Origin of the sequence: Microvirga makkahensis (genome assembly GCF_009830105.1) — a bacterium.
Taxonomy (GTDB): Bacteria; Pseudomonadota; Alphaproteobacteria; order Rhizobiales; family Beijerinckiaceae; genus Microvirga; species Microvirga makkahensis.
In genome coordinates this window covers 284,224-309,971 of sequence record NZ_WURB01000003.1, presented here as the reverse complement: position 1 = coordinate 309,971, position 25,748 = coordinate 284,224, and the positions used below count along the sequence as shown (strand labels likewise).

25 protein-coding genes are annotated in these 25,748 nt (G+C 65.2%); 15 read left to right on the top strand and 10 right to left on the bottom strand.

Annotated features, from left to right (window positions below; all coding sequences use genetic code 11):
- The first annotated feature begins 44 nt into the window (after positions 1–44).
- The 4 genes from GR328_RS06250 to dprA are packed head-to-tail and all read left to right on the top strand — an operon-like array spanning position 45 to position 4,096.
- Positions 45–992 (top strand): aspartate carbamoyltransferase catalytic subunit, encoded by a 948-nt coding sequence (locus GR328_RS06250; RefSeq protein ID WP_160883660.1) that lies wholly within the window; start codon positions 45–47, stop codon positions 990–992.
- A 6-nt stretch (positions 993–998) separates the two neighbouring features.
- Positions 999–2,291 (top strand): dihydroorotase, encoded by a 1,293-nt coding sequence (locus GR328_RS06245; protein WP_160883659.1) that lies wholly within the window; start codon positions 999–1,001, stop codon positions 2,289–2,291.
- 10 nt (positions 2,292–2,301) lie between these two features.
- On the top strand, positions 2,302–2,904 hold the full coding sequence (gene plsY / locus GR328_RS06240) for a glycerol-3-phosphate 1-O-acyltransferase PlsY (protein ID WP_160883658.1): 603 nt from the start codon (positions 2,302–2,304) through the stop codon (positions 2,902–2,904).
- Between the two features lie 4 nt (positions 2,905–2,908).
- On the top strand, positions 2,909–4,096 hold the full coding sequence (gene dprA / locus GR328_RS06235; RefSeq protein WP_160883657.1) for a DNA-processing protein DprA: 1,188 nt from the start codon (positions 2,909–2,911) through the stop codon (positions 4,094–4,096).
- Between the two features lie 120 nt (positions 4,097–4,216).
- On the opposite strand, the gene GR328_RS26640 is transcribed toward dprA, so the two are convergent.
- Both GR328_RS26640 and GR328_RS06230 read right to left on the bottom strand, forming a co-directional pair.
- Complete coding sequence (locus tag GR328_RS26640; RefSeq protein ID WP_170304107.1) at positions 4,217–4,462, bottom strand: hypothetical protein; 246 nt, start codon at positions 4,460–4,462, stop codon at positions 4,217–4,219.
- A gap of 105 nt (positions 4,463–4,567) precedes the next feature.
- Positions 4,568–5,494, bottom strand: coding sequence for an AEC family transporter (locus GR328_RS06230; RefSeq protein WP_160883656.1), 927 nt, complete (start codon positions 5,492–5,494; stop codon positions 4,568–4,570).
- Between the two features lie 161 nt (positions 5,495–5,655).
- Between GR328_RS06230 and arfB the strand changes: the two genes are divergently transcribed.
- A complete protein-coding gene (gene arfB / locus GR328_RS06225) occupies positions 5,656–6,078 on the top strand; it encodes an alternative ribosome rescue aminoacyl-tRNA hydrolase ArfB (protein ID WP_160883655.1) in 423 nt (140 codons plus the stop codon).
- A 12-nt stretch (positions 6,079–6,090) separates the two neighbouring features.
- On the opposite strand, the gene GR328_RS06220 is transcribed toward arfB, so the two are convergent.
- From GR328_RS06220 to epmA, 3 genes are all read right to left on the bottom strand, one after another.
- Positions 6,091–6,468, bottom strand: coding sequence for an SPW repeat protein (locus tag GR328_RS06220; RefSeq protein ID WP_160883654.1), 378 nt, complete (start codon positions 6,466–6,468; stop codon positions 6,091–6,093).
- 164 nt (positions 6,469–6,632) lie between these two features.
- Complete coding sequence (locus GR328_RS06215) at positions 6,633–7,673, bottom strand: lysine-2,3-aminomutase-like protein (protein ID WP_160883653.1); 1,041 nt, start codon at positions 7,671–7,673, stop codon at positions 6,633–6,635.
- The gene (gene epmA / locus GR328_RS06210; RefSeq protein ID WP_160883652.1) at positions 7,670–8,734 is read right to left on the bottom strand and encodes an EF-P lysine aminoacylase EpmA; all 1,065 of its coding nucleotides are present in this window, start codon (positions 8,732–8,734) and stop codon (positions 7,670–7,672) included. Before epmA ends, GR328_RS06215 begins: the two co-directional genes overlap by 4 nt.
- Positions 8,735–8,876: 142 nt before the next feature.
- Here epmA and efp point away from each other — a divergent pair, with 142 nt between their 5' ends.
- The 5 genes from efp (at position 8,877) to GR328_RS06185 (ending at position 13,735) form a co-directional block, all read left to right on the top strand.
- Complete coding sequence (gene efp, locus GR328_RS06205; RefSeq protein ID WP_160883744.1) at positions 8,877–9,443, top strand: elongation factor P; 567 nt, start codon at positions 8,877–8,879, stop codon at positions 9,441–9,443.
- 199 nt (positions 9,444–9,642) lie between these two features.
- Positions 9,643–10,827, top strand: a complete 1,185-nt coding sequence (locus GR328_RS06200) for an aminotransferase (RefSeq protein ID WP_160883651.1) — start codon at positions 9,643–9,645, stop codon at positions 10,825–10,827.
- Between the two features lie 143 nt (positions 10,828–10,970).
- Positions 10,971–12,062 carry a Ppx/GppA phosphatase family protein gene (locus GR328_RS06195; protein ID WP_425487020.1) on the top strand — a complete coding sequence of 364 codons (1,092 nt, stop codon included), beginning with the start codon at positions 10,971–10,973 and terminating at the stop codon, positions 12,060–12,062.
- Positions 12,038–12,751 (top strand): RlmE family RNA methyltransferase, encoded by a 714-nt coding sequence (locus GR328_RS06190; protein ID WP_205789771.1) that lies wholly within the window; start codon positions 12,038–12,040, stop codon positions 12,749–12,751. Before GR328_RS06195 ends, GR328_RS06190 begins: the two co-directional genes overlap by 25 nt.
- Before the next feature lie 48 nt (positions 12,752–12,799).
- Entirely contained in the window at positions 12,800–13,735 is a 936-nt protein-coding gene (locus tag GR328_RS06185; RefSeq protein ID WP_160883648.1) for a Gfo/Idh/MocA family protein, read from the top strand.
- A 169-nt stretch (positions 13,736–13,904) separates the two neighbouring features.
- Here GR328_RS06185 and GR328_RS06180 read toward each other — a convergent pair whose 3' ends face one another.
- Together GR328_RS06180 and GR328_RS06175 are read right to left on the bottom strand one after the other, a co-directional pair.
- Entirely contained in the window at positions 13,905–14,762 is an 858-nt protein-coding gene (locus tag GR328_RS06180) for a dienelactone hydrolase family protein (protein WP_160883647.1), read from the bottom strand.
- Positions 14,763–14,798: 36 nt separating this feature from the next.
- Complete coding sequence (locus tag GR328_RS06175; RefSeq protein ID WP_425487017.1) at positions 14,799–16,259, bottom strand: MDR family MFS transporter; 1,461 nt, start codon at positions 16,257–16,259, stop codon at positions 14,799–14,801.
- Between the two features lie 175 nt (positions 16,260–16,434).
- Between GR328_RS06175 and guaB the strand changes: the two genes are divergently transcribed.
- From guaB to GR328_RS06160, 3 genes are all read left to right on the top strand, one after another.
- A complete protein-coding gene (gene guaB / locus GR328_RS06170; RefSeq protein WP_160883646.1) occupies positions 16,435–17,928 on the top strand; it encodes an IMP dehydrogenase in 1,494 nt (497 codons plus the stop codon).
- A gap of 21 nt (positions 17,929–17,949) precedes the next feature.
- The gene (locus GR328_RS06165) at positions 17,950–18,381 is read left to right on the top strand and encodes an MAPEG family protein (RefSeq protein ID WP_160883645.1); all 432 of its coding nucleotides are present in this window, start codon (positions 17,950–17,952) and stop codon (positions 18,379–18,381) included.
- A gap of 232 nt (positions 18,382–18,613) precedes the next feature.
- The gene (locus tag GR328_RS06160; protein ID WP_160883644.1) at positions 18,614–19,909 is read left to right on the top strand and encodes an RsmB/NOP family class I SAM-dependent RNA methyltransferase; all 1,296 of its coding nucleotides are present in this window, start codon (positions 18,614–18,616) and stop codon (positions 19,907–19,909) included.
- 15 nt (positions 19,910–19,924) lie between these two features.
- On the opposite strand, the gene GR328_RS06155 is transcribed toward GR328_RS06160, so the two are convergent.
- Positions 19,925–20,320 carry a hypothetical protein gene (locus tag GR328_RS06155; RefSeq protein ID WP_160883643.1) on the bottom strand — a complete coding sequence of 132 codons (396 nt, stop codon included), beginning with the start codon at positions 20,318–20,320 and terminating at the stop codon, positions 19,925–19,927.
- 100 nt (positions 20,321–20,420) lie between these two features.
- On the opposite strand from GR328_RS06155, the gene guaA reads away from it, so the two are divergent.
- Together guaA and GR328_RS06145 are read left to right on the top strand one after the other, a co-directional pair.
- Positions 20,421–21,977 (top strand): glutamine-hydrolyzing GMP synthase, encoded by a 1,557-nt coding sequence (guaA, locus tag GR328_RS06150; protein WP_160883642.1) that lies wholly within the window; start codon positions 20,421–20,423, stop codon positions 21,975–21,977.
- Positions 21,978–21,984: 7 nt separating this feature from the next.
- Positions 21,985–22,344: an ArsC family reductase gene (locus tag GR328_RS06145; RefSeq protein WP_160883641.1), complete on the top strand. Its 360-nt coding sequence runs from the start codon at positions 21,985–21,987 to the stop codon at positions 22,342–22,344.
- A 577-nt stretch (positions 22,345–22,921) separates the two neighbouring features.
- Here GR328_RS06145 and GR328_RS06140 read toward each other — a convergent pair.
- Together GR328_RS06140 and GR328_RS06135 are read right to left on the bottom strand one after the other, a co-directional pair.
- Positions 22,922–24,814, bottom strand: a complete 1,893-nt coding sequence (locus GR328_RS06140) for a TRAP transporter large permease (RefSeq protein ID WP_160883640.1) — start codon at positions 24,812–24,814, stop codon at positions 22,922–22,924.
- A gap of 35 nt (positions 24,815–24,849) precedes the next feature.
- Positions 24,850–25,464, bottom strand: coding sequence for a TRAP transporter small permease subunit (locus tag GR328_RS06135; RefSeq protein ID WP_160883639.1), 615 nt, complete (start codon positions 25,462–25,464; stop codon positions 24,850–24,852).
- Between the last annotated feature and the right edge of the window lie 284 nt (positions 25,465–25,748).

Genomic DNA, 25,748 nt, shown 5'->3' with positions numbered 1-25,748 from the left:
GTCTTGCCGCTCCCGATCCGAGCGCCTATAGCGATGGCTTTAAGATGACAGACACCCCGCGATCCGTTTTTCCCCACCGGCACCTCCTCGGCATCGAGGGATTGTCCCCTTTGGATATCCAGGCGCTGCTCGATCTGGCCGACAACAAGGTCGAGGTGAGCCGTCAGATCGAGAAGCGTAAGACGACCCTTCGGGGCCGCACGCAGATCAACCTCTTCTTCGAGCCTTCCACCCGCACGCAATCCTCCTTCGAGATCGCGGGCAAGCGTCTCGGCGCGGACGTGCTGAACATGGCGGTGGCGGCCTCCTCGGTGAAGAAGGGCGAGACGCTGATCGACACGGCGGCGACACTCAACGCCATGCGGCCCGACATCATCGTCGTGCGCCATCACGCGGCGGGCGCGGTGCACCTCCTGGCGCAGAAGGTCGATTGCGCGGTCGTGAACGCAGGCGACGGCGCACACGAGCACCCGACGCAGGCGCTCCTCGACGCGCTCACCATCCGTCGCAACAAGGGTCGGATCGCAGGCCTCGTGGTCGCGATCTGCGGCGATATCCTGCATTCGCGCGTGGCGCGCTCCAACATGATCCTGCTGGCCGCGATGGGTGCGCAGGTCAGGCTCGTGGCGCCCACCAACCTCCTGCCGCCCGGCTTCGCGCGCCTCGGCTTTCCAACCTTCACCGACATGCGCAAGGGCCTGGAAGGTGCGGACATCGTCATGATGCTGCGCCTCCAGCGCGAGCGCATGAACGGCTCCTTCGTGCCGTCGGTGAAGGAATATTTCCGCTTCTACGGGCTTGACCAGGAGAAGCTCGCTTTCGCCAAGCCCGATGCCCTCGTGATGCATCCGGGGCCGATGAACCGGGGCGTGGAGATTTCCTCCGATGTGGCGGACGGCGCGCAGTCGCTGATCCGCGAGCAGGTCGAGATGGGCGTGGCCGTCCGCATGGCGGTCCTCGAGGCTCTCGCGAGCCATCTGCCGAACGGGTGAGACGCGATGGGCACGAAACCTCTTCTCTTCAAGAACGCACGCCTCGTCGACCCTGACACCGGGCGCGAGGAGACGGGCGGCATGCTCGTCTGTGACGGCGTGATCCGGGATCTCGGACCGCAACTGGCCGAGGCCGCGGATGCGGACGTGATCGATTGCGGCGGGCAGGTGCTGGCTCCCGGTCTCATCGATATGCGCGCCTTCATCGGCGAGCCGGGCGGACCTTACCGCGAGACGCTCAAGAGCGCGGGCGAGGCGGCTGCCGCCGGTGGCGTAACCACCATGGTGTCCATGCCGGACACGAGCCCGGTTCTCGACGATCCGGCGGTGATCGACTTCATCGTGCGCCGGGCGCGCGACACCTCCGCCGTGAACATTCTGCCTGCCGCGGCACTCACCAAGGGCCTCAGGGGCGAGGAGATGGCGGAGATCGGGCGGCTGAAGGAGGCGGGCGCGATCGCCTTCACGGACGGAGCGCGCTCGGTCACCAACGCGCAGGTGATGCGCCGGGCGCTGACCTACGCCCGTGATTTCGACGCTCTCATCGTCCACCACGTGGAGGATCCCGACCTCGTGGGACAGGGCGTGATGAACGAGGGCGAATTCTCCTCCCGCCTTGGGCTCCCCGGCATCCCGCGCGAGGCCGAGACGATCATGCTGGAGCGCGACATGCGCCTCGTGCGCCTCACCGGCGCGCGTTATCATGCGGCCATGATCTCGACCGCCGATTCGGCAGAGATCGTCCAAGCCGCAAAGGCGCGGGGATTGCCGGTGACCTGCGGCGTCTCCATCAATCACCTGTCGCTCAACGAGAACGACATCGGCGACTACCGCACCTTCATGAAGCTCTCGCCGCCCCTGCGGCACGAGGACGACCGGCAGGCGGTGATCGCGGCGCTGGCCGACGGCACCATCGACGTGATCGTCTCGGACCACAATCCACAGGATGTGGAGAACAAGCGCCTGCCCTTCGCCGAGGCCGCGAACGGGGCCGTGGGGCTCGAGACCCTGCTCCCGGCGGCGCTTCGCCTCGTGCATGCGGATCGCGTTCCCCTGCCCAGGCTCCTGCGCGCCATGTCCACGAGACCCGCGGAAATCCTCGGGCTTCCGTCCGGGCGGCTGAAGATCGGCGCTCCCGCCGACCTCATCCTGTTCGATCCCGAAGCGCCCTACGTGCTCGACAAACGGGACCTAAAATCCCTGTCCAAGAACTCGCCCTTCGACGAGGCCCGTCTGGAAGGACAGGTGACGATCACGATGGTTGCGGGCAGGATCGTGTTCGACCGACGCTCGATGTGACGAGAAACGAATGCCTGACGAAATGAACATGCTGTACCTGCTCGTAGCCCTGGCCTTCGGCTATCTCCTGGGCTCGATTCCCTTCGGGGTGATTTTCACCCGCATGGCCGGGCTGGGGGACATCCGCAAGGTCGGCTCCGGCAATATCGGCGCAACCAACGTTCTGCGCACCGGCCGCAAGGGGCTCGCCGCCGCGACCCTGCTGGGCGATGCGCTCAAGGGAACCGCGGCGGTGCTGCTCGCCGCGCGATGGGGCGATCAGTTCGCGACGCTTGCCGCACTCGGGGCCTTCCTCGGCCATCTTTATCCGCTGTGGCTCAAATTCAAGGGCGGCAAGGGCGTGGCCACCTTCATCGGCGTGCTGATCGGCCTGAACTGGATCGCGGCGCTGATCTTCGCCGCGATCTGGCTGGGCGTTGCCTTCGCGTCGCGCTACTCGTCCCTGTCCGCCCTGGCCGCCAGTGCCGCGACCCCGGTCGCTCTCTGGCTGCTGAACGCGCCTGAGATGGCGGCCATGGCGGTGATCCTCGTGGCACTGCTCTGGTGGAAGCACAGCGAAAACATCAGCCGCCTGCTCGACGGAACCGAGGGCAAGATCGGTCAGAAGGGCTGACCCCGTGAACTTGACGGACGAGCAGCGCCTCGACTGGCTCCGGCTGATCCGCTCGGAGAGCGTGGGGCCGCGCACGTTTCGCACCCTGATCAACCGGTACGGCGGCGCGGCCGCAGCCCTCGAAGCCCTGCCCGATCTGGCACGGCGCAGCGGACGCCCGGCGCTGAAAGTGGCGGACCGTGCCGAGGCCGAGAAGGAAATGGCGGCCGCTGCCCGCCTCGGCGCGCGCTTTATCGCCATGGGCGAGCCGGAATACCCAAAAGCGCTGCAGGCCATCGACACTGCGCCGCCGCTGATCGCCGTGCGCGGCTCCGCGGAGGTGCTCTTGAAGCCCTCCGTCGGCATGGTCGGCTCGCGCAACGCGTCCGCCTCGGGACTTGCCTTCGCCGAGCGCCTGTCGCGACAGCTCGGCGAGGCAGGCTATGTCGTCGTCTCGGGGCTCGCGCGTGGCATCGATACCCGGGCGCACAGGGCCACCCTGGATACTGGCACCGTCGCGGTGCTCGCGGGCGGACAGGACCTGGTCTATCCGTCGGAGAACGAGCCGCTCCTGCAGGCCATTGTGGAACGGGGCGGAGCCGTCGTGTCCGAGATGCCCATGGGCTGGGAGCCGCGCGGGCGCGATTTTCCGCGCCGCAACCGCATCATCTCCGGCCTGTCCTACGGCGTCGTGATCGTGGAGGCGGCGCGCCGTTCCGGATCGCTCATCACCGCACGCTTCGCTCTGGAACATGGGCGGGAGGTCTTCGCGGTCCCGGGGTCGCCCCTCGACCCGCGCGCCGAGGGCACGAACGATCTCATCCGCGAAGGGGCTACCCTCTGCGCGAGCGTCGAGCACGTCACGAGCGTCCTCGAGCCGCTGATCGCTTCAGGATCCCGGACCGAGACGGGGGCGGAGGAAACTCATCAGCACCTGGATACCCAGGAGTTGTGGGACGAGCTCGACCTCCCGGAAATCCCCCGGGCTCCCACAGGCTCCGTCCCACCGGCAGCCGGGTGGCACGACGGCCACGCGGATCCGGCGACCGGTCTCATCGAGCTCCTCGGCCCGTCGCCGATCTCGGTGGATGATCTGGTGCGCCAATCCGGATGGCCGATCCGCGCCGTTCAGACCGCTTTGCTCGAACTCGAAATGGCAGGGCGCCTGGAACGCCATGGCGGCAATGCGGTCTCCCTGATCCCGGGCCGCTGATCCTGGAGGATCAGTCATCGCATTCTTCGGACCGCACGCCGGGCCGCGGCACCGTGTCAGGGCCGGGATCGGACCGGATCCGATTTCTGTCAGTGCGGCCCTTCGCGTCCGCACCATGCATCATGTCATTCGCTTTTCGGTTTGGACGACCCGCGCGGCTTCGAGCCTCGCCATATCCAGAAGATAGGCCAGCAAATCCATCCTCGTCTGCCGCGCGAGATACGACAGCTCAGCCGTGAACTCGGCGATGTACTGCGCCGTCTCGACCGCGCTCATGCCATCCTCGTGAAACCTCCGGGTCGGAGCGGCGGCCTTCTGGTCATGAGGCGAGGGAGCGGGAAGGACGCGGCGCGGAGGCTTGGACATGTGGTGCGGCTGTGTCTCTGTTTCAGTCCGCATCATTATCTATACAACCGAAGATTAAACAAGAGTGACTTATATAACTCTCAGTTGCAAATCTGTGCCGGGCGATCAACCCAAAAGAGAGATCATGATCGGCATGGAACCGAGAGCCAGCAGGGTCTGCAGGGTCAGAATCTCCGCCATCAGCGGTGCGTTGCCGCCCATCTGCCGCGCCAGCACGTAGCCGGCCGCTGCGGAAGGTACGGAAGCGGCGATGATCGTGACCAGAAGGTCGTTTCCGCTCACCCCACCGTAGCGGGCGAAGGTCACGGCGGTGACCGGCATCAGGGCGAGCTTGCAGCCTGTGGCCAGCGCGTGGGGAAGGCCGGGCCTGGCAAGCCGCCGGATGTCGAGGCCGGCTCCCACGATCAGAAGCCCGGCCGCCAGCGAGGCGCGCCCCATCAGGTCGATATAGGCGGTCACGGGCTTCGGCAGCGGCGGCGCGAGAAGATTGAGCGTCAGGCCCACCGCGCAGGACCAGATGAACGGATTCGTGGCGAAGGAGCGGAGGATGGCCCAGGGGCTCTGCCGGGGTCTGCCGGCGAAGCGGATGAACACATAGACGGCGAGCAGGTTCAGAAGCGGCACCATGGCTGCGATCGCGACCGCGATCAGGGCGATGCCGCGCTGGCCGAACAGGCTTCCGGCGACGGAAAGAGCCACGAAGGTGTTCCAGCGCGTGGCCCCCTGGAAGATCGAGGTGAAGCTCGGCCCGTCGATGCCGGCATGGCGCTCCAGGAGAGGGCGGAGCACCAGCATGAGGCTCGCCATGAGCAGGATGGATCCGACGAGTGCAGCCCCGACGCCTAGGACCGGCACCGATCCGAGATCCGCCCGGGCGAGCGTGTCGATGATGAGCGCAGGGAAAAAGATCACATAGGTGGCCCGCTCGAGCCCGGCCCATTGCTGCTCGTTGACGAAGCCCGTGGCGCGGCACAGCCAGCCGGTGGCGATGATCAGGAATGTCGGGATGAGGCTGGCGAAGACAGCGGACATGGGAATGCTTGCAGGGCCGGAGCTATCCCGGCGAAAGAAGGGAACAAGCCGCTTAAGGCTTAAATCCAGGGTCGACAAGCGCGGCTTTAGTCCCCATTGGACATGAAGCTCTCACGCCCCACTTTCATTTTCCTTTTCGTCCTGTCCCGCCCGAGGCCCCGATGATCCAGGTGACGAACAGCATCGCGCTCGACGAGGCCGAGGTTCAGGAGAGTTTCATCCGCGCCTCGGGACCCGGCGGGCAGAACGTCAACAAGGTGGAATCGGCCGTCCAGCTGCGCTTCGACGTTCGCAACTCGCCGTCCCTGCCGGAGGATGTGAAGGCGCGCCTGGAGCGGGCCGCCGGGAAGAGGCTGACGAACGAAGGTGTGCTGATCATTACGGCCCAGCGGTTCCGCACGCAGGAACGAAATCGGGAGGACGCCGTAAACCGCTTGGTCGAGCTGATCCGTCAGGCCACGGAGCGCCCGAAGCCGAGACGGCCGACGAGGCCGACCCTGGCCTCCAAGAAGCGCAGGCTGGAGGCCAAGGGCCGACGCTCGGAGATCAAGAAGGGCCGAGGGGCCAAGCCGGCTTTCGACTGACGCGAAACCGGGTCAGCTGTATCGCCCCGCTTCCACCTCCGCCGTGTCCGGCACGGTGCGTGTGGTCAGGGCAAGGCCCACCTCGAGAGCGCCGACGATGACGTGAGGCCACATGACCCGGTCGGCGAAGCCGAAGAGCCAAGGCGAAACCAGGAGCAGCAGGCCGCCCGCGATGTCGATGCCCAGATGCAGCGGCATGGGAATGAGCTTGACCACCGAGAGCTCGAAATCGGTGATGAGCGCCATGCCGATAATCGCGACGCCCAGGATGGTGGGAACCCATTGGGCGGCGCTGCCATCCGCAAAGCCCAGCAGGTACGGGACAGCGAGCAGCAGAAGACCCACTATGTAGTCCATGACGCCGTGGATTCGGGTTGATACGAAACGCATAAGATTGCTCCCTCCAGCGCTGCATTGATTGCAAGTCGAGAGGGACAAGATTGCTCCCTCCAGCACTGCATTGATTGCAATTCGAGAGGGAAAGGAATTTTTCACCCGGTTGTTCCATCGCCGCGCTGACCGAACGCAGGGAAGCGAAGAAATGATGACCTATGTTAATTTTCCGGCGGATAGATGTGTTCGCGGCCACGGAAATCCGAAACCGTTTGGCAGCCGTCCCTCTCCCTGACGCTATCGGGAGTGATCACGGCTTTCCCGTATCCGCCCGGGATATCGAGCACGTAAGTCGGCTGGCACAGTCCGGAGATGCGTCCGCGAAGCGCCGCCACGAGCCTCCGGCCCTCTTCGAGGGACAGGCGGAAATGGCTCGTGCCCGGGGCAAGGTCCGGATGGTGAAGGTAATAGGGCCTGATGCGCGTCTCCACGAAGGCGCGCATGAGGCTGGCCAGGACGTCGGGATCGTCGTTGACGCCCTTGAGCAGCACCGATTGGCTGAGCATGACGATGCCCGCATCCACCAGCCGGGCGCAGGCGGCACGGGCAGCGGGCGTGAGCTCGCGCGGGTGGTTGGCGTGGAGCGCGACATACGTGGTCTTTCCGCTTTCCTTCATGCCCGCGATAAGAGCTTCGTCGATCCGCTCTGGCACGACTGCCGGGACCCGAGTGTGAAAGCGGACGACCTTCACGTGATCGATGGCGGCAAGTCGCTGCATCAACTCGGAGAGGCGTCTTGGCGAGAGCACCAGCGGGTCGCCTCCGGTGAGGATGACCTCCCAGATTTCCGGGTGCCCGCCAATATAGGCGAAGGCCCTGTCCAGGGCGCCCGAGGAGAGGGTGCCGAGGCCCTGGGGGCCGACCATCTCGCGACGGAAGCAGAACCGGCAATAGACCGGGCAAACATGCACGGCCTTCAGGAGCACCCGGTCGGGATAGCGGTGCACGATTCCCTCGACGGGCGAATGGGAGAGGTCGCCGATGGGATCCTCGCGCTCCTCCGGCCCCGTCGCGAGTTCCGCGGGATCGGGCACGAACTGGCGTGCGATGGGATCGTTCGGATCGGCCCGGTCGATCAGGCCGGCCATGGCGGGGCTGACGGCGATGGCGTAGCGCTCGGCCACGGCCTCGATTCCGGCCAGCTCTTCGGGAGCGGCGAGGCCCGCCTCGGCCAGCTCCGCCGGCGTGCGAAGGGTGCTCAATGGTCCGTCTCCGGAACGGGAGCCCAGATCACCTGATCGATGCGCGACGCGCCGGTGGCGAGCATCACCAGCCGGTCGAAGCCGAGCGCGATGCCGCTGGCCTCGGGCATGTGGCCCAGGGCGGCCAGGAAATCCTCGTCCACGGGGTAGCGTTCTCCGTAAACCCGCATCTTCTCCCGCATCTCCGCCTCGAACCGCCGGCGCTGCTCGTCCGGATCGGTCAGCTCGCCGAAGGCGTTGGCCAGTTCCACGCCGCAGGCATAGAGCTCGAAACGCTCGGCCACGCGCGGATCGCGTGCCGTGGGACGGGCGAGCGCCGCCTCCGCAACCGGGTACTCGTCGAGAATCGTGGCGCGGCCGAGGCCGAGGTGCGGCTCGACCCGCTCCACCATGACGCGGCTGAAGAGGTCCGACCAGGTGTCGTCCTCGGCCGTGCGAATCCCGGCGCCGCGGAGGCTCGCCGCCAGGCAGTCCCGGTCCGTTGCCCCGCTCTCGTCGATGGAGGCGAGGAGGTCGATGCCCGCAAAACGCCGGAACGCTTCCGCCACGCTCAGGCGCCCTGGTTCCAGGAAGGGATCGGTCCGCCTGCCCCCATAGGCGAGGGTGCGGGTGCCCGACGTCTCGGCGGCGAGCGCCAGCAGGGCGGCGCAATCCTTCATCAGCGCCTCGTAGCTTTCGCCCGCGCGATACCACTCGAGCATGGTGAATTCCGGGTGATGCAGGGGACCGCGCTCCCGGTTTCGATAGACATGGGCGAAGCATGCGATCCGGGCTTCGCCCGCCGTCAGCAGCTTCTTGCAGGCGAATTCCGGCGAGGTGTGGAGATAGAGGGGCGTCCGCGATCCGCCCAGGCCGACGGCCTCGGTCGCGAAGGCGTGCAGATGCGCCTCGTTGCCGGGGGAAATCTGGAGCGTGGCGGTGTCCACCTCCACGAAGTCGCGATCTGCGAAAAAGCTCCGGAAGGCCGCCTGGATCCGGTTGCGCCCCAAGAGGAAAGGGCGGCGATCCGCATGCACGTGCGGCGTCCACCAGGGGGAAGGAGCAGGCGTGGCGTTTTCCATCGTGGAGGACTTCCTAACACGTCAGGCTGGCGATTTCCGCCGAGATAGGCTAGTTGCGGCAGCGAAACCGAATATCGGCGTCGCCGGAGCCGGGCAGGCCGGCCCTGCGGCGCGCCCCTATCTGTCACAAGGAACGCTTCCCGTGAAGGTCATCGCCTCCTCGCTCCGCAAAGGCAATGTCGTCGACATCGACGGCAGGCTCTATGTCGTGCTCACCGCCCAGAACATCCACCCCGGCAAGGGCACGCCGGTCACCCAGCTCGACATGCGCCGCATCTCCGACGGCGTGAAGGTGTCCGAGCGCTACCGCACCACCGAGCAGGTCGAGCGCGCCTTCGTGGAGGACCGCGAATACACCTATCTCTATGAGGACGGCGAAGGCTTCCACTTCATGAACCCCGAGTCCTACGAGCAGGTTGCGGTTCCCGAAGACATCATCGGCGACCAGAAGCCCTACCTTCAGGAAGGCATGGCGGTGATGCTCTCGACCCATAACGGCGTGCCGATCGCCATCGAGCTGCCCGCCCGCGTGACCCTCGAGATCGTCGAGACCGAGCCGGTGGTAAAGGGGCAGACGGCCTCCTCCTCCTACAAGCCCGCGATGCTCTCAAACGGCGTGCGCACCATGGTGCCGCCGCACATCCAGGCCGGCACCCGCGTCGTGATCATGACGGAAGACGGCTCCTACGTGGAGCGCGCGAAGGACTGAGGTCCTTTCCCCGCTCGCGTCATCACGGGCCTGTGCCGGTGATCTCGACCCTCGGAGCGCCGCGTCTTTCTTCGTCGGGATGACCGGCACAAGGCCGGCCATCACGCCGAGCGCTGCGAACACAGCTTGAAGGGCAGGGGCTTTCGGTGGAGTTTCACCGAGATTCCTGCCCTTTCCATCTTCGGAGCTCGAATTCCAAATGGCCAGCGGTCTCTTCGCACCCATCAATTCCCTGGTGGCCGACGTCGGCAGCCCCCCGATCCCGGAGGCGCAGAGCTGGACTCGGCGCTACGACGGATCCTGCGGGCCGCTGATCAATCTCTCGCAGGCGGTTCCCGGCAATGCGCCCCATGCGAGTTTCCTGGAGCGCCTCGCCTCGGTCGCAGGCGAAGCCGGGACCTCCCAGTACGGGCCCATCACCGGCGATGCGGCTCTGAGGCAGGCCTATGCGGAGGAGGTGTCGCGCCTCTACGAGGGCCGCATTGAGGCGGCCGACACTGCGATCACGGCCGGATGCAACATGGCCTTCTTCGTCGCCATGATGCTACTCGCCCATCGCGGCGAGACGGTGCTGCTGCCGACGCCGTGGTACTTCAATCACCAGATGAGCCTGGACATGCTCGGCATCGAGGCGCGTCCGCTGCCGTGCCATCCGGAGAACGGATTTGTTCCGCGCATCGAGGATGCGGAGGCGCTGATCGACGAGACGGTGCGCGCCATCGTGCTGGTCACGCCCAACAATCCAACCGGAGCCGTCTATCCCGCGCATATCATCGAGGGATTTGCTCATCTGTGTGCCAGCCGCGGCATTTATCTCGTGATCGATGAGACTTACCGGGATTTCCTGCCGCAGGGGATGAACCGCGCCCATGGGCTCTTCAAGGGTGAGGCATGGCGGCAGAACGTGATCCAGCTCTACTCCTTCTCGAAATCCTATGCGATTCCGGGTCACCGCATGGGAGCCATCACCGCCGATGCCGCTCTCACCGGGCAAATCGCCAAGATTCTGGACTGCGTCCAGATCTGCGCGCCCCGAACGGCGCAGGCCGTCCTGCCCTGGGCCATCGAGGCCCTGCGTGGCTGGCGCGAGGAGAACCGTTCCGAGATCAACCGGCGTGCACAGGTTTTTCGGGAGGCGCTCGCGCCTCTGCCGGAGTGGCGCATTGAGTCGGTGGGGGCCTACTTCGCCTATCTGCGGCATCCGTTCGCGGGAGCGAAGGCACAGGCCGTCGCCGAGAAACTGGCGACCGAGCGCGGCGTATTGTGCCTGCCCGGCAGCTATTTCGGCCCAGGTCAGGAAGGACACCTGCGCATCGCCGTTGCCAATGTCGGCGCCGATGTCCTGGCCACGCTCACGGAGCGCCTGAAGGGGCTGACGCTCTAACCTCCGGGAGAGGGCGGTCACAATCTGCGTCGGCAACCCTTGGCAGATGGAGGCGGCGGTTGTTACTCTAAAAGGAACACCGGCGTTCTGCGAGAATGCCCAAGGATTTCAGTTTGACAGTGAAAGCCGATGCGACGACCGATGTGAGAGATCGACGCGCGGACCCATCTTCCGGGGCCGAGGATGGCTCGTCATGGCCTTCCCGACAATCGATGACATGGGGCAGGCGAGATGCGAGACGGCGGGCGTCGCGTAGCTACGCCGCCCTGGATCTCGGGACCAACAATTGCCGGCTACTCATCGCGGAGCCCGCCCATTACGGGTTTCGGGTCACCGACGCCTTTTCGCGAATCGTGCGGCTCGGCGAAGGACTCGGCCTCGGCAACGCCTTGAGCGAGGATGCCATCGAGCGCACGATCGACGCGCTTCGCGTGTGCCGCGACAAGATGATCGCCAAGGAGGTGATCCGCGCGCGTCTCGTGGCGACGGAAGCCTGCCGCCTCGCCGAGAACGGCGCCTCCTTCATCGAGCGCGTGCGCAGCGATCTCGACCTGGATCTGGAGATCGTGGACCGCAAGACGGAGGCTTATCTGGCCGTAACGGGCTGCGCGGCCCTGGCCGATCCGAAGGCCCAGTCCGTGGTCATCTTCGATATCGGAGGCGGATCGACGGAGATCGCCTGGCTCGACGGCCAGGCTCCTCATGCCTTCGCGGATCCGTGCAAGCGCATCCGTGCCTGGGATTCGTTGCCCGTCGGCGTCGTGACCCTGGCGGAGCGCCATGGCGGGGTGCACGTGACTCCCGAGAGCTTCGAGGGCATGGTCGAGGAGGTATCCGAGCTTCTCACGGATTTCTCTCTCGTGGCGGCGGAGGCGGGGCGGGCCAGGAACTTCCATCTCCTCGGCACCTCGGGAACCGTGACGACCGTGGGCGGAATTCACTTGGGCCTCGCCCGGTACGACCGGCGCAAGGTCGACGGCATGTGGATGCGCAACGGAGAGATCTCGACAGTGATGAACCGCCTGCTGCATTCCAATTTCCAGCAGCGGGCCGAAAATCCATGCATCGGCCGGGAGAGGGCCGATCTGGTCCTGGCGGGCTGCGCCATTCTCGAGGCGATCCGCCGGGCCTTCCCCTCGGATCGCCTGCGCATCGCGGACCGGGGCTTACGTGAAGGAATTCTGATGAAAATGATGAGAGAGGACAGCGTATGGCGGGGGGGAAGCCAACGGTGAGCACCAAGACCGGCTCGGGTGTCCGCAACCTCAAGCAGCGCGTGAAGACCGCGAACAAGCGGTCTCTTTCCTCCCAGAAATGGCTGGAGCGCCAGCTCAACGATCCTTATGTGGCCCGCGCCAAGCGAGAGGGCTATCGCTCGCGCGCGGCCTTCAAGCTGCTCGAGATCGATGAGAAATATCACATTCTGAAGCCAGGGCAGCGGATCGTCGACCTTGGCGCCGCTCCGGGCGGCTGGTCTCAGATCGCGGCCAAGAAGGTGGGGCCGAAAGGCAAGGTCGTCGGCATCGACCTCCTGCCGATCGATCCCATGGCGGGCGTCGAGTTCATCCAACTCGACTTCCTGGACGAGAGCGCTCCGGGCAAGCTCATCGAGATGCTGGGCGGACCCGCGGACGTGGTGATGTCGGACATGGCCGCCAACACCACCGGTCACAAGAAGACCGACCACCTGCGCATCATCGGCCTCGCGGAGGCCGCGATCTACTTCGCCCGGGAGATCCTGGCGCCCGGTGGCGTCTTCGTCGCCAAGGTGTTCCAGGGCGGCACCGAAAACCAGCTCCTGGCGGATCTCAAGCGCGACTTCGCGGTGGTGCGCCACGTGAAGCCTGCGGCAAGCCGGGCGGATTCGGCGGAACTCTACGTGCTGGCGACCGGTTTTCGGGGTGCGGCGGACCGGACGCCTTAAGCCTCGAGGGGCTCCTGCGTGGTCGCCGCTGATGGAAGGACCACGCACATGACACCGCACAAGATCGGAATCATCGGCCTCGGCAAGATCGCCCAGGACCAGCACCTGCCGGTGATCCGGGCCAATCCGAACTTCGAGCTGCTGGCAGTGTCGAGCCAGCGCGGACTCGTGCCTGACGACGCGAGGTACAGTTTTCAGGATTATCGCGATCTCCTGGGGCTCAAGGACCTGGAGGCGGTGGCCGTGTGCACGCCGCCGCAGGTGCGCCACGCCATCGCCCGCGAGGCGCTTCTGGCCGGAAAGAATGTACTGCTGGAGAAGCCTCCCGCCGCCACGCTGAGCGAACTGGAGGACCTCAGGCGGATTGCCGAGAAGGTGGGCAGGACCGTCTTCACCACTTGGCATTCGCAGTACAACAAGGCCGTCGAAGAGGCGCGGAAGGCGCTCGCCGGCTGGTCCATCAAGCGCCTGCAGGTGACCTGGAAGGAGGATGTGCGCCACTGGCATCCGGGCCAGCAATGGATCTGGGAGGCAGGCGGATTCGGCGTCTTCGACCCCGGCATCAACGCACTCTCCATCGTCACCCGCATCATGCCGGAGCCGGTCTTCATCAAGGCCGCAGATCTGGAATTTCCCGCCAACAGGGACGCGCCGATTGCAGCGACCCTGCAATTCCACACCGGCCATACGGACGGCAATCTTCAGGCCGTGTTCGACTGGCGCCAGACCGGGCCGCAGAGCTGGGACATCGAGGTGGAGACGGAGGCGGGCTTCGCGCTCAAGCTCATGCACGGCGGCAGCTGTCTCGAGATCGACGGACGCCTTGTGGTGAAGGAGGAGCCCGCCGAATACCAAGGCATTTATCGCCGCTTCGACGCCCTCCTCACCATCGGCCGCTCCGAGGTCGATGACGCCCCATTCCGCCTCGTGGCCGATGCCTTCATGGTAGGCCGCCGGGTGCCGGTGGAGGCATTCGAGGATTGAGAGCTACGAGGAGAGGCGTCACGGTCGCACCTCCCGTCATCACCGGCTCTGTGCCGGTGATCCCGATCCGTGGAGCGCGCTCCATTCGGAAGCGCGATGGCCAACCCCCGAACGAGTCCGCGATTGGCCATGATGTCGAAGGATCATGTCATGACGTTGAAAATGGCCGCTATGCCAAGTGCTTCTTCAGGAAATCCACCGTGCGGCTCCAGGCGAGATCGGCGGCGTCCTTGTCGTAACGGGCGGCGTTGGTGTCGTTGTTGAAGGCGTGATTCGCACCCTCGTAGACGTAGAGCTCGTAGGTTTTGCCCGCCTGCTTCAAGGCCGCCTCGTAGGCCGGAATTCCCGCGTTGATGCGATCGTCGAGACCGCCGTAATGCAGCATGAGGGCAGCCCGGATCTTCGGCACGTCCTCCGCTTTCGGCTGACCGCCGTAATAGGCCACGCCCGCGCTGAGGTCCGGCTCGTTCGTGGCGAGGTTGTTGACCGCAGCGCCGCCCCAGCAGAAGCCGATGGCGCCGACCTTGCCGTTGCCCTCGGAATGGGCCTTGAGATAGGCCACCGCGGCCTTGCCGTAGGCGATCACATCCGGCTGTTTCAACTGGCCGATCATCTCGCGGCCCTTGTCCTCGTCGGCGGGCGTGCCGCCCATGGGCGAGAGGTAATCGAGGCCGAGCGCGAGAAAGCCTTCGGTCGCCATGCGGCGGGTCACATCCCTGATGTGTGGGTTGAGGCCCCGGTTCTCGTGTATGACGAGCACGGCGGGCAGTTTGCCGGAAGCGTCCTTCGGCTTCACGAGATACCCCTCGAGCCCCTGCGCTCCGGGAATGTCGACGGTCTGCGCCGTGATGCGCGGGTCGTTTTCCTGCACGACCTGCGCCATGGCGTAGTTGTTCTGCAGGATCGGCAGAAGCGCGGCTGCGGCCGCGGTGCTGCCGGCCAGCGCCGCCAGCTTGTCGAGGAAGGAGCGGCGGCTCATGCCGCCATGAGTGAAGTCGTCGTAGAGGTCTATGATACGTTGATCCATGGCGGCCTCCCGGTCGAAAGCCATGGTAACGCAAACCTAGCGGCGTTCCACCTCCTCACCGAGATTTGTAGTGCCGTCGCCGAGGCCTGTCGCAGGCGGCTTCTGCTCCAGAGCCCGATGGCCCGACATCTCCGCGCCCGCCGTGGGTTCGAGGCGCGCGAAGACGAAACCGGCGAGGGCCGAGACCGCCGCCACGGCCCAGAAGGCCGGACCGAAATCTTCCGCGGCGATGGCCGAACGGCCATGCCAGTGAGCGGTCGCTTCCACCGCAAAGGCGCCGAACGCCACGCCCACGCTCAGCGCCACCTGCTGGACCGCGCTCGACAGGCTCGTCGCGTGACTCATGTCGCGCTTCGACACCTCAGCGTAGGCGATGGCGTTGAGGCTCGTGAACTGGAGTGAGCGGAAGCAGCCGCCGATCAGGAGGATGAGCATGATCAGCCAATGGGGTGTCGTGGCCGTGAATAATCCATGAAAGGCGATGAAGGCGGCTCCGATGAAGGCGTTGGCAATCAGTACCCGGCGAAAGCCGAAGCGTTCCAGGATGCGCTTGGCCATGGTCTTCATGAACAGCGCGCCCACCGCTGCGATGAAGGTGAGCGATCCCGAGGCGACCGGACTCAGGCCGAAGCCGATCTGGAGCATGAGCGGCAGGAGAAACGGGATCGAGCCGACCCCGACCCGGAACAGCGAGCCGCCGACGACGCTGATGGCGAAGGTTGGTACCTTTAGCAGGTCGAGCCTCAGGACCGGGTGCGGCGTCCGTTTGGCATGCCATACGTAAGCCGCCACGCTGATGGTGCCGATGACCACGCAGGCGAGCGAGACGGACTCGGGGATCAGATGGCGTCCCCCGGAGGCCAATCCCAGCATCAGGAGCGCGAGGCCGAGGCCCGAGAGCAGGAAGCCTGCCACATCGAGGGGCGGGGTGTCGTCTTCACGGATGTTCGGAACGTACATCGTGGCGAGCACGATGCCGAGGACGCCGATCGGGATGTTGATGAAGAAGATCCAGCGCCAATGGAAATAGGTGGTGATGAACCCCCCGAGGGGTGGGCCGACCACGGGGCCGACGAGGGCGGGAATGGTCAGCAGCGCCAGGGCCTGGACCACCTCGTTACGGGAAACACTGCGAAGGATCACCAGACGTCCGACCGGCACCATCATGGCTCCGCCCATGCCCTGCACGAAGCGGGCGATGACGAAGCCTGCCAGGGAATCCGCTCCGGCGCTGGCGAGAGAACCGGCCATGAACACGGCGATGGCCGCGGTGAAGATGGTCCGGGCGCCGTATTTGTCCGCCATCCAGCCCGAGATCGGAATGAAGATCGCAAGGCTCACGAGATAAGACGTAAGGGCCAGCTTCAGGGCGATGGGGTCGGTGCCCAGATCGAGCGCAATCATCGGAAGCGAGGTGGAAATCACCGTCGAGTCCATGTTCTCCATGAACAGGGCGGTGGCGACGATCAGCGGGAGAACACGAACCTTGCGCAGCATGACCCGGGGGACTTAGCGCTCTCAGGAAAGGTTGCAAAGCCGTTTCGCGCACGGCAGATCTTCGGGGAATGCGGCACTCGCCCCTTTGCGAAAGCGAAACACCGTGCTACGGACCCGTGCCAACTCGTCAAAGCGTTATCGCTTCATCCGCCGCGCACATCCTAAGGAGTTGGCCATGGCCTCAATCGTCACGAACAAGATCATCGAAGGACTGACCTTCGACGACGTGCTGCTTCGGCCCGGTCGCTCCGAGGTGCTCCCCGGCGACGTGAACGTCTCGACCCGGCTGACCCGCACCATCCACCTCAACATGCCGATCATCGCGTCCGCCATGGATACGGTAACGGAGGCGCGCATGGCCATCGCCATGGCCCAGAACGGCGGTCTCGGCGTGATCCACCGCAACCTGGAGCCTGAGGCTCAGGCTGAGCAGGTGCGCCTCGTGAAGCGCTATGAATCGGGCATGGTGATGAACCCCATCACGATCCACCCGGACGAAACGCTCGCCGATGCGCTGGCGATGATGAAGCACCACGGCATCTCCGGTATCCCCGTAGTCGAGCGGGGCCCGAGCGGGGCCAAGGGCAAGCTCGTCGGCATTCTCACCAACCGCGACGTGCGCTTCGCCAACAATCCCGGCCAGCCGGTTTCCGAGCTCATGACCAAGGACCGGCTCATCACGGTCCGCGAGGGCGTGAGCCAGGACGAGGCGCGCCGTCTCCTGCACCAATTCCGTATCGAGAAGCTGCTGGTGGTGGACGATCATTTCCGCTGCATCGGCCTCATCACGGTGAAGGACATCGAGAAGCAGGTGGCCTACCCGAGCGCCGCCAAGGACGAGCAGGGCCGCCTCCTCGTCGCCGCCGCCACGACGACGGGCGAGCAGGGCTTCGAGCGGGCCGAGCGCCTGATCGATGCGGGCTGCGACGTGGTCGTGGTCGACACAGCTCACGGCCATTCGGTGAAAGTTCTGGAGAGCGTCACACGCGTGAAGAAGCTTTCGAACGCCGTTCAGGTCGTGGCCGGCAACGTGGCGACCCGCGAGGGCGCCCAGGCGCTCATCGACGCGGGCGCGGACGCGGTGAAGGTCGGCATCGGGCCGGGTTCCATCTGCACCACCCGTATTGTGGCAGGCGTCGGCGTGCCCCAGCTCACGGCCATCATGGAGGCCGTCGAGGCCGCTCACGCGGCCGATATCCCGGTGATCGCCGACGGCGGCATCAAGTTCTCGGGCGATCTCGCCAAGGCCCTCGCGGCCGGTGCCTCCTGCGCCATGGTGGGCTCGCTGCTCGCGGGGACGGACGAAACCCCCGGCGAGGTGTTCCTCTACCAAGGGCGCTCCTACAAATCCTATCGCGGCATGGGCTCGGTCGGCGCGATGGCCCGCGGCTCAGCGGATCGCTACTTCCAGGCGGAGGTGCGCGACACCCTCAAGCTCGTGCCGGAAGGTGTCGAGGGGCAGGTGGCCTATAAGGGCCCGGTCTCGGGCGTTCTCCACCAGCTCACGGGAGGCCTTCGCGCCTCCATGGGTTATGTGGGAGCCGCCACCCTCCCGGAATTCCGCGAAAAAGCGCAGTTCATCCGCATCTCCAGCGCGGGCCTGCGAGAGAGTCACGTCCATGACGTCACGATCACCCGAGAGAGCCCGAACTACCCGACGCGGAGCTGAGATCAGCCCGAGTTCCCACTCATGAGCGTCACCGCCGTCCTCCTGCCCGTCTTCGTCCAGGTCGGGCTCGCCTTTCTGCTGCTTCTCCGGCTGGGGAGCTCCCGCGTCGCGGCGCTCCGCAGGGGGGAGGTGAAAACGGGCGACATCGCCCTGGGCGAGCGCAACTGGCCGAAGCGGGTCCTTCAGCTCCAGAACGCGTTTCACAACCAGTTCGAGCTGCCGGTGCTGTTCTATGCTCTGGCGGCCCTCGCATTGGTCACGCGCAAGGCGGACGTGCTCTTCGTGGTGATGGCGTGGATGTTCGTGGCGACCCGGCTGGTTCACGCCTATATCCACACCACATCCAACAGGGTGATCTGGCGCTTTCAGGCCTTCGCGGCCGGCGTGCTGATCCTGGCCGCCATGTGGATCGTTTTCGGCTTCCGGATCTTCTTCGCGGAGGCCGCCATCTGAAAGGTGGGATGAGCGGCATCGCCCGTCCCGCCCGACCGCCCGGTTATGCTTGCCGCCGTTGAGCCAGATCTTGGCGTTGGTCAGCTTGCGCGAGGCGGAATTGGGTAGACGCCGTCAGAAGCTTCGAGAGAAACGTGCGGAATGCACGCGGCTCTCGAATTCACTTCTGAACGTGTCGGAGAACAGGAAACAACGTGCCGCTATCGCGGCCAAGCTTGAGCGTGCTTATTCGATGACACCTGCAGCCCGTATCTCCGCCGCCATCGAGGTTCTCGGCGATCTCGAAGCCCGCCGCCGCCCGGCCGCTGACGCTCTCAAGGATTGGGGGCTGTCCCATCGTTTCGCGGGCTCGAAGGACAGGGCCACGATCGCCAGCCTCGTCTACGACTCCCTGCGCCGCAAAGCCTCCGCCGCCTGGATCATGGGAGAGGCCACGCCACGCGCCGTGGTGCTCGGCATGCTGCGCCTCCAACGCGGCATGGACCCGGAAGCGGTTGCAGCTCTTTGCTCGGGCGAGCGTTTTGCGCCCGAGCCGCTCTCGGCCACCGAACGGGAGAAGCTGGCGGCGGCCAGCCTCGAAGGGGCGCCTGCCCACGTGGCGGGCGATTTTCCGGAATGGATCGAGCCCTCGCTCCGGCGGATCTTCGGGGAGGAGCTGATTCCCGAGATGCAGGCTCTGACCACCCGCGCGCCGCTCGACTTGAGGGTGAACGCCCTCAAGGTACGCTCCCGGGAGGAGGCACACGATGCCTTGCCTCATCTCGGCGCGATCGAGACGCCTCTGTCGCCCCTTGGCCTGCGAATCGCGCCGTCCGAGGACGGACGCGGCCCCGCCGTGCAATCGGAGCCCGAGTTCATCAAGGGCTGGATCGAGATCCAGGACGAGGGCTCGCAGCTCGCGGCCCTGCTGTCCGCCGCGAGGCCCGGCGAGCAGGTTGTCGATCTCTGCGCGGGCGGTGGCGGCAAGACCCTCGCCCTTGCGGCCATGATGGAGAACCACGGGCAGATCTACGCCACGGACGGCGACACGCGCCGTCTGGCCCCCATCCACGACCGTCTGATCCGCGCGGGCGTGCGCAATGTCCAGGTTCGGACCCCGCGGAGCGGTGCGGATGCGGTCACCGATCTGAATGGCCGGATCGACTGCGTGCTGGTGGATGCGCCCTGCACGGGCGTGGGCACCTGGCGGCGCAACCCGGATGCCAAATGGCGGCTGCGTCCCGGCAGCCTGGAGGTAAGGCGGAAAGAGCAGGCGACCGTTCTTGACCGCGCCGCTTCTCTGGTGAAGCCGGGCGGGCGGATTGTCTACATCACCTGCTCGATCCTGCCGGAGGAAAATGACGAGGCGCTCGAAGGCCTGCTCCAGCGCGATCCGGGATTCGATGTGGTAAAGGCCGATGAGCTGCTTGCTTCGGCGGGGCTGTCGACGCTCTCCTCCTTCGTGCGCATGACGAGCCATGGGCTTCAGCTGACGCCGGGAAGGACGGGGACGGACGGCTTCTTCGTTTCGTGCCTCAGAAGGCGGTAAGACTGAAAGGACGCTCTAGAAACCTGCCCCCTTTACAGCCGCTTTGGCGGGCACGGGCAGTTGCACCGACTCCGAAGCGGAGATCTGTGTCCGTCGAACGGCGTCGAGCGCGCTGACCGACGCGGCGTGGCGGGAGTAAGTCTTTCTCAGGAAGGCCTCGTCCTCCTTCAACTCGCTGCACCTCAGGTGCTTGAGGGCCCGCTTGGCCTCCATGGTTCTGAGCATGTGCCGTCTGTCCTCGTCTTCCCAGTGGGCACATCCCAGCTTCCGGGTGATGAATTCGCGAACCTCGGGGAGGGCGCCCCGGCTGAGCTCTTCGACCCTCTGCAAAGACAGACCTTCGGGAACTCCCGCACCTGGAAAGAGGAGTCCAAGTGTTGAGAAAATCGTTATAAACGCGTAACGCGCCATGGCAGCCCCTTCAAAGGGCATGACACCTCGGCAGAGATGAGGGTAAAGCACCTACACGATCCTTTACCGAGATATGCCCTTCTACCCTTAGTGAAATGATATGGCCCAGTCCCACGACAAGATCCTCATCGTCGACTTTGGTTCTCAGGTAACCCAGCTCATAGCCCGCCGGGTTCGCGAGGACGGCGTTTATTCGGAGGTAATCCCGTTTAATAAGGCGGCCGAAGCCATCCGGACCATGAAGCCCAAGGGCGTGATCCTGTCCGGAGGGCCGGAATCGGTCACGACCGATGCCTCGCCCCGCGCGCCCAAGGAGCTGTTCGAGGCAGGGCTCCCGGTCTTCGGTATCTGCTACGGACAGCAGACCATGGCGGCTCAGCTCGGCGGTCAGGTCGAGGGCGGGCATCACTCGGAATTCGGCCGCGCAGAGATCGAGATTCTCTCCGAGAGCCCGCTCTTTCAGGGCGTCTGGCAGGTCGGCAGGAAATATCCGGTGTGGATGAGCCACGGCGACCGAGTGACCAAGCTGCCCGACGGCTTCGAGGTTCTGGCGGCCTCCGAGAACGCGCCTTTTGCGGTCGTTGCCGATGAGGAGCACAAGTTCTACGGCGTGCAGTTCCACCCGGAAGTGGTGCATACGCCCCAGGGCGCGCAGCTGATCCGCAACTTCGTGCGCGACATCGCGGGTTGCAAGGGCGACTGGACCATGAAGGCCTTCCGCGAGGAGGCCGTCGAGCGCATCCGCGCCCAGGTCGGTTCCGGCCGCGTGATCTGCGGCCTGTCGGGCGGCGTCGACTCGGCGGTGGCAGCGGTTCTAATCCACGAGGCCATCGGCGACCAGCTCACCTGTGTGTTCGTGGATCACGGCCTACTGCGGGCGTCCGAGGCCGAGCAGGTGGTGAGCCTCTTCCGCGACCATTACAACATCCCGCTGGTGCACGTTCAGGCGCAGGATCTCTTCATTGGGGCGCTGGAGGGCGTGTCCGATCCGGAGGTGAAGCGCAAGACCATCGGCAGGCTTTTCATCGACGTATTCGACCAGGAGGCCAAGAAGATCGGCGGGGCGGACTTCCTGGCGCAGGGAACGCTCTATCCCGACGTGATCGAGAGCGTGTCCTTCACCGGCGGCCCCTCCGTTACCATCAAGAGCCACCACAATGTGGGCGGGCTCCCTGAGCGCATGAAGATGAAGCTCGTCGAGCCGCTTCGCGAGCTGTTCAAGGACGAAGTGCGCGTGCTCGGCCGCGAACTCGGCCTGCCGGAGGCTTTCGTGGGCCGCCATCCGTTCCCGGGCCCTGGCCTCGCCATCCGCGTTCCCGGTGAGATCACCCGCGAGAAGCTCGACATCCTGCGCAAGGCCGATGCGATCTATCTGGAGGAGATCCGCAACGCGGGTCTCTACGACGAGATCTGGCAGGCCTTCGCCGTGCTGCTCCCGGTCAAGACCGTGGGTGTGATGGGCGATGCGCGCACTTACGATCATGTCTGTGCGCTTCGCGCCGTCACCTCCATCGACGGCATGACGGCCGACTTCTATCCCTTCGACATGGCGTTCCTCGGCCGCGTCGCCACCCGCATCATCAACGAGGTGAAGGGCATCAACCGGGTGACCTACGACATCACGTCAAAGCCCCCTGGCACCATCGAGTGGGAGTGAGGTGGAAATGACGTCGAAGGTAGCCGTGACGCTCTACGGCATCAGGAACTGCGACACCATGAAGAAGGCCCGCGCCTGGCTCGATGCCAGGGGCGTCGCCTATACTTTCCATGACTACAAGGCGGAGGGCATCGACCGCGCGCGGCTCGATGCCTGGGTGCGCGAGACGGGGTGGGAGACGCTTCTCAACCGGGCTGGCACGACCTTCCGAAAGCTGCCCGACGCGGACAAGGCCGGTCTCGATGCGGAGAAGGCCATCGCGCTCATGCTCGACCAGCCCTCGATGATCAAGCGCCCCGTGCTCGATCACGGGGGGCGTATCCTCGTGGGGTTCAAGCCCGAGCAGTACGAAGAGGCTGTCGCGTAGGGCGCCTTCCGTCACCCAAGGGCTTGGCCCGGGATCCACGTTGAAGGGCGTGGCGGATTCCAATGCGTGGATGGCCGTGACGAGCACGGCCACGACGATCGAAGGCAGCGAAGGGCTGTCGGATCAGCGCGACCACTTCCGGTCACGAGCTCGGCCTCCCTGTGGAAGCGCCGTTCTTGTCGCATCGAGATGCGGCGCACCGTGACGGAGCTGCGAAAAGGCATTTCTTCGAGCCTGCGGAACATTCTCAGGTCGGCTTCGCTTGGGTGGTGCCCTGTTCGCCCCAGTATCCGTTAAAAAGGGTAACGGCCTCCCAGACCCACTCTTCCGCCCGTGCGAGCGGGGGATTTGGCTTGCGGCGGAAGGACATGGCGGCACACTCCTTCAATGTGAAGAGACAACCAGGAGCCCTGATGGAAGGAGATCGAAAAGCCGTCGCAAGACGGCCGCGATGACCTTTGGGCTGTCGCCCGGACATGCGGCATCGCCATGACCGGATATGCGCAATCACGTCTTTCGCACCTAATAAAAAGGCGGGCTCGAAGGCCCGCCTTGATGGTTTGTCGCCGAGACCCCCTTACTCGATCTTCGGCGGCTCGTCGAAGTTGAGGCCGGGGAGCCCGCCCGGGGCGCCCGGGATTCCGAGGCCCGGCACCAGAAGCTCGTCCAGCTTCTTCTGCACCGCGGCCGGATCAACGGCCGGGCCGGCGGATTTGTAGTGGGTCACGATCTGCGGGAACAGGATCACGATGGCGACCATGATCAGCTGGATCACCACGAACGGCACGGAGCCCCAGTAGATCTGCCCTGTCGTGACCGGCTCCATGCGCTTGCCCGTGACTTTGTCGACGTAGGGCACCTTCGGAGCGACCGAGCGAAGGAAGAACAGGGCGAAGCCGAAGGGCGGGTGCATGAAGGAGGTCTGCATGTTCACGCCGAGCATGACGCCGAACCAGATCAGGTCGATTCCCAGCTTCTCCGCGGCGGGTCCCAGAAGCGGGATCACGATGAAGGCCAACTCGAAGAAGTCGAGGAAGAAGGCCAGGAGGAAGACCATGATGTTGACGACGATCAGGAAGCCCACCTGTCCGCCGGGAAGCGAAGTCAGCAGGTGCTCCACCCAGAGGTGCCCGTTCACGCCGTAGAAGGTGAGCGAGAACACGCGCGCGCCGATCAGGATGAAGAGCACGAACGCCGAGAGCTTCGCCGTCGCTTCCGTCGCCTGACGGAGAATCGAGAAATTGAAGCGGTTCGGGTTGTTGTCGAGCCTGCGCTTGACCGCGGCGAGGATCACCGCTCCGAGCGCGCCCATGGCGCCGCCTTCCGTCGGCGTGGCAAGGCCGATGAAGATCGTGCCGAGCACGAGGAAGATGAGCAGCAGCGGAGGCACCATGACGAAGGTGACCTGCTGCGCCATGTTCGACATGAGGCGCAGGCCCGTGGATCGCTCGACGAGACCGACGACGAGCGCGTAGACCGCGCCCGCGAGCACCATCTCCATGGTGAGCGCAAGCCCCTCATGACCTTGGCTGTAGAGCAGGTAGTAGAGCCCCGCGAGAGCGGCCACGAGGACAGCCGAGATCGCGGTGCGCTTCGCGCCGAGCATCTTGTTCATGAGCGCGCAGATGAGCGCCACCACGGTTCCCACGCAGATCGTGAGGATCACGAAGTCGGCGCCCGCCTTGGTGTCGGTCTGCGAAAGCACATAGTAGCCCACGAGGCCGGAGAAGACGACGAGGATACCGAGCTGCCAGACGCCGCGCGAGCCGTTAGGCTCCCGGTAGCCGACGGCCTCCAGGGGGAGACCGGGAGCCGCCTTCGGGTTGATCATCGAAGCCAGGAAGATGTAGCTGGCATAAAGGCCGGACAGGATCAGGCCGGGCAGGAACGCACCCTCGTACATGTCGCCGACCGAACGGCCGAGCTGGTCGGCCATGACGATAAGCACGAGTGAGGGCGGGATGATCTGGGCGAGCGTACCCGACGCCGCGATGATGCCAGTGGCGAGGCGCCTGTCATAGCCGTAGCGCAGCATGATGGGCAGCGAAATGAGACCCATCGAGATCACCGAGGCCGCCACGACGCCCGTGGTGGCGGCGAGCAGGGCGCCCACGAACACCACCGCATAGGCGAGGCCGCCGCGCACCGGACCGAAGAGCTGGCCGATGGTGTCGAGCAGATCCTCCGCCATGCCGGAGCGCTCAAGGATCAGCCCCATGAAGGTGAAGAACGGGACTGCGAGCAGCACCTCGTTCGACATGGTGCCGAAGACGCGGTCGGGCAGGGCCTGGAGCAGCGGCCAGGAGAGATTGATGGTTTCCGGCGCCAGAGGCGCGAGCTCCACCGCGATGAAGAAGAAGAGAAGGCCGTTCGCGGCGAGCGCGAAGGCGACCGGATAGCCGAGGAGAAGGAAGACCACCAGCGCCGCGAACATGATCGGCGCGAGGTTCTGGGCAATGAAGGCAGCCATGGAAGAAAACTCCGGGGATCAGGGCAGGGCAGGGATCAGCGGCTGCTGTGTCCCGGAGGCTCGGTTTCGGCCGCGATGCCCGACATCAGGCGTGCGGCCTCGGCCTCAGCCGTCGCCGCGTGCCCGCTGTGGTCGTGCGCGTCTTCCATCCGGCCCTGCATGATGGCGATCCGTTTGATGAGTTCGCTCATCCACTGGAAGAACAGGGAAATGAAGCCGAGAAGAATCAGGCCCTTCGCTGGCCAGATCAGAAGACCGCCGGCATTGGAGGAGACCTCTCCGGAGGCATAGGACTTCTCGAAATAGGGAGCCGAAAGCCACAGCATCAGCGCCACGAAGGGAAACAGAAAGAAGACGTGGCCGAGGATGTCGATCCAGTCACGGCCGCGCTTGGACAGGCGGCTGGAGACGATGTCGATGCGGATATGCTCGTTCGCGATCAGCGTCCAGGCGGCGCAGAGCATGAACACGGCGCCGAACAGGTACCATTGCAGCTCCAGCCAGGCGTTGGAGGAGACGCCGAAGAACCGGCGGATGATGGCATTGATGGCGGATACCAGGATGGCCACGACGATGGCCCAGGCCGCGATTTTGCCGACGCGTTCGTTGATCGCGTCGATGATACGAGAAAGCTTGATGAGCGCCGTCACCTTCTGCCTCCCCCTTTGAAGCGGTTTATGGTTGAAGTCGACGGCGTAGCTAACCGGTTTGCAACCGCCGAACCATGCCGCCTTAGTCTATGGTGAAGTTTGCCCGGGTCAGTACCCGGGAAATTTTCGTGCCGCAAGATACCTGATGTTAAAAGTTTAGGCTTCACAGGCATTTGTGGTTGATTCGAAACTTGCCGCATAAGAACGCCGCCGTCCCGGTGGGACTCCACCGCTCCTGAGGGGCGGTCACATAGCCAGAGCGGACAGGCGTGGCTATCATTTCC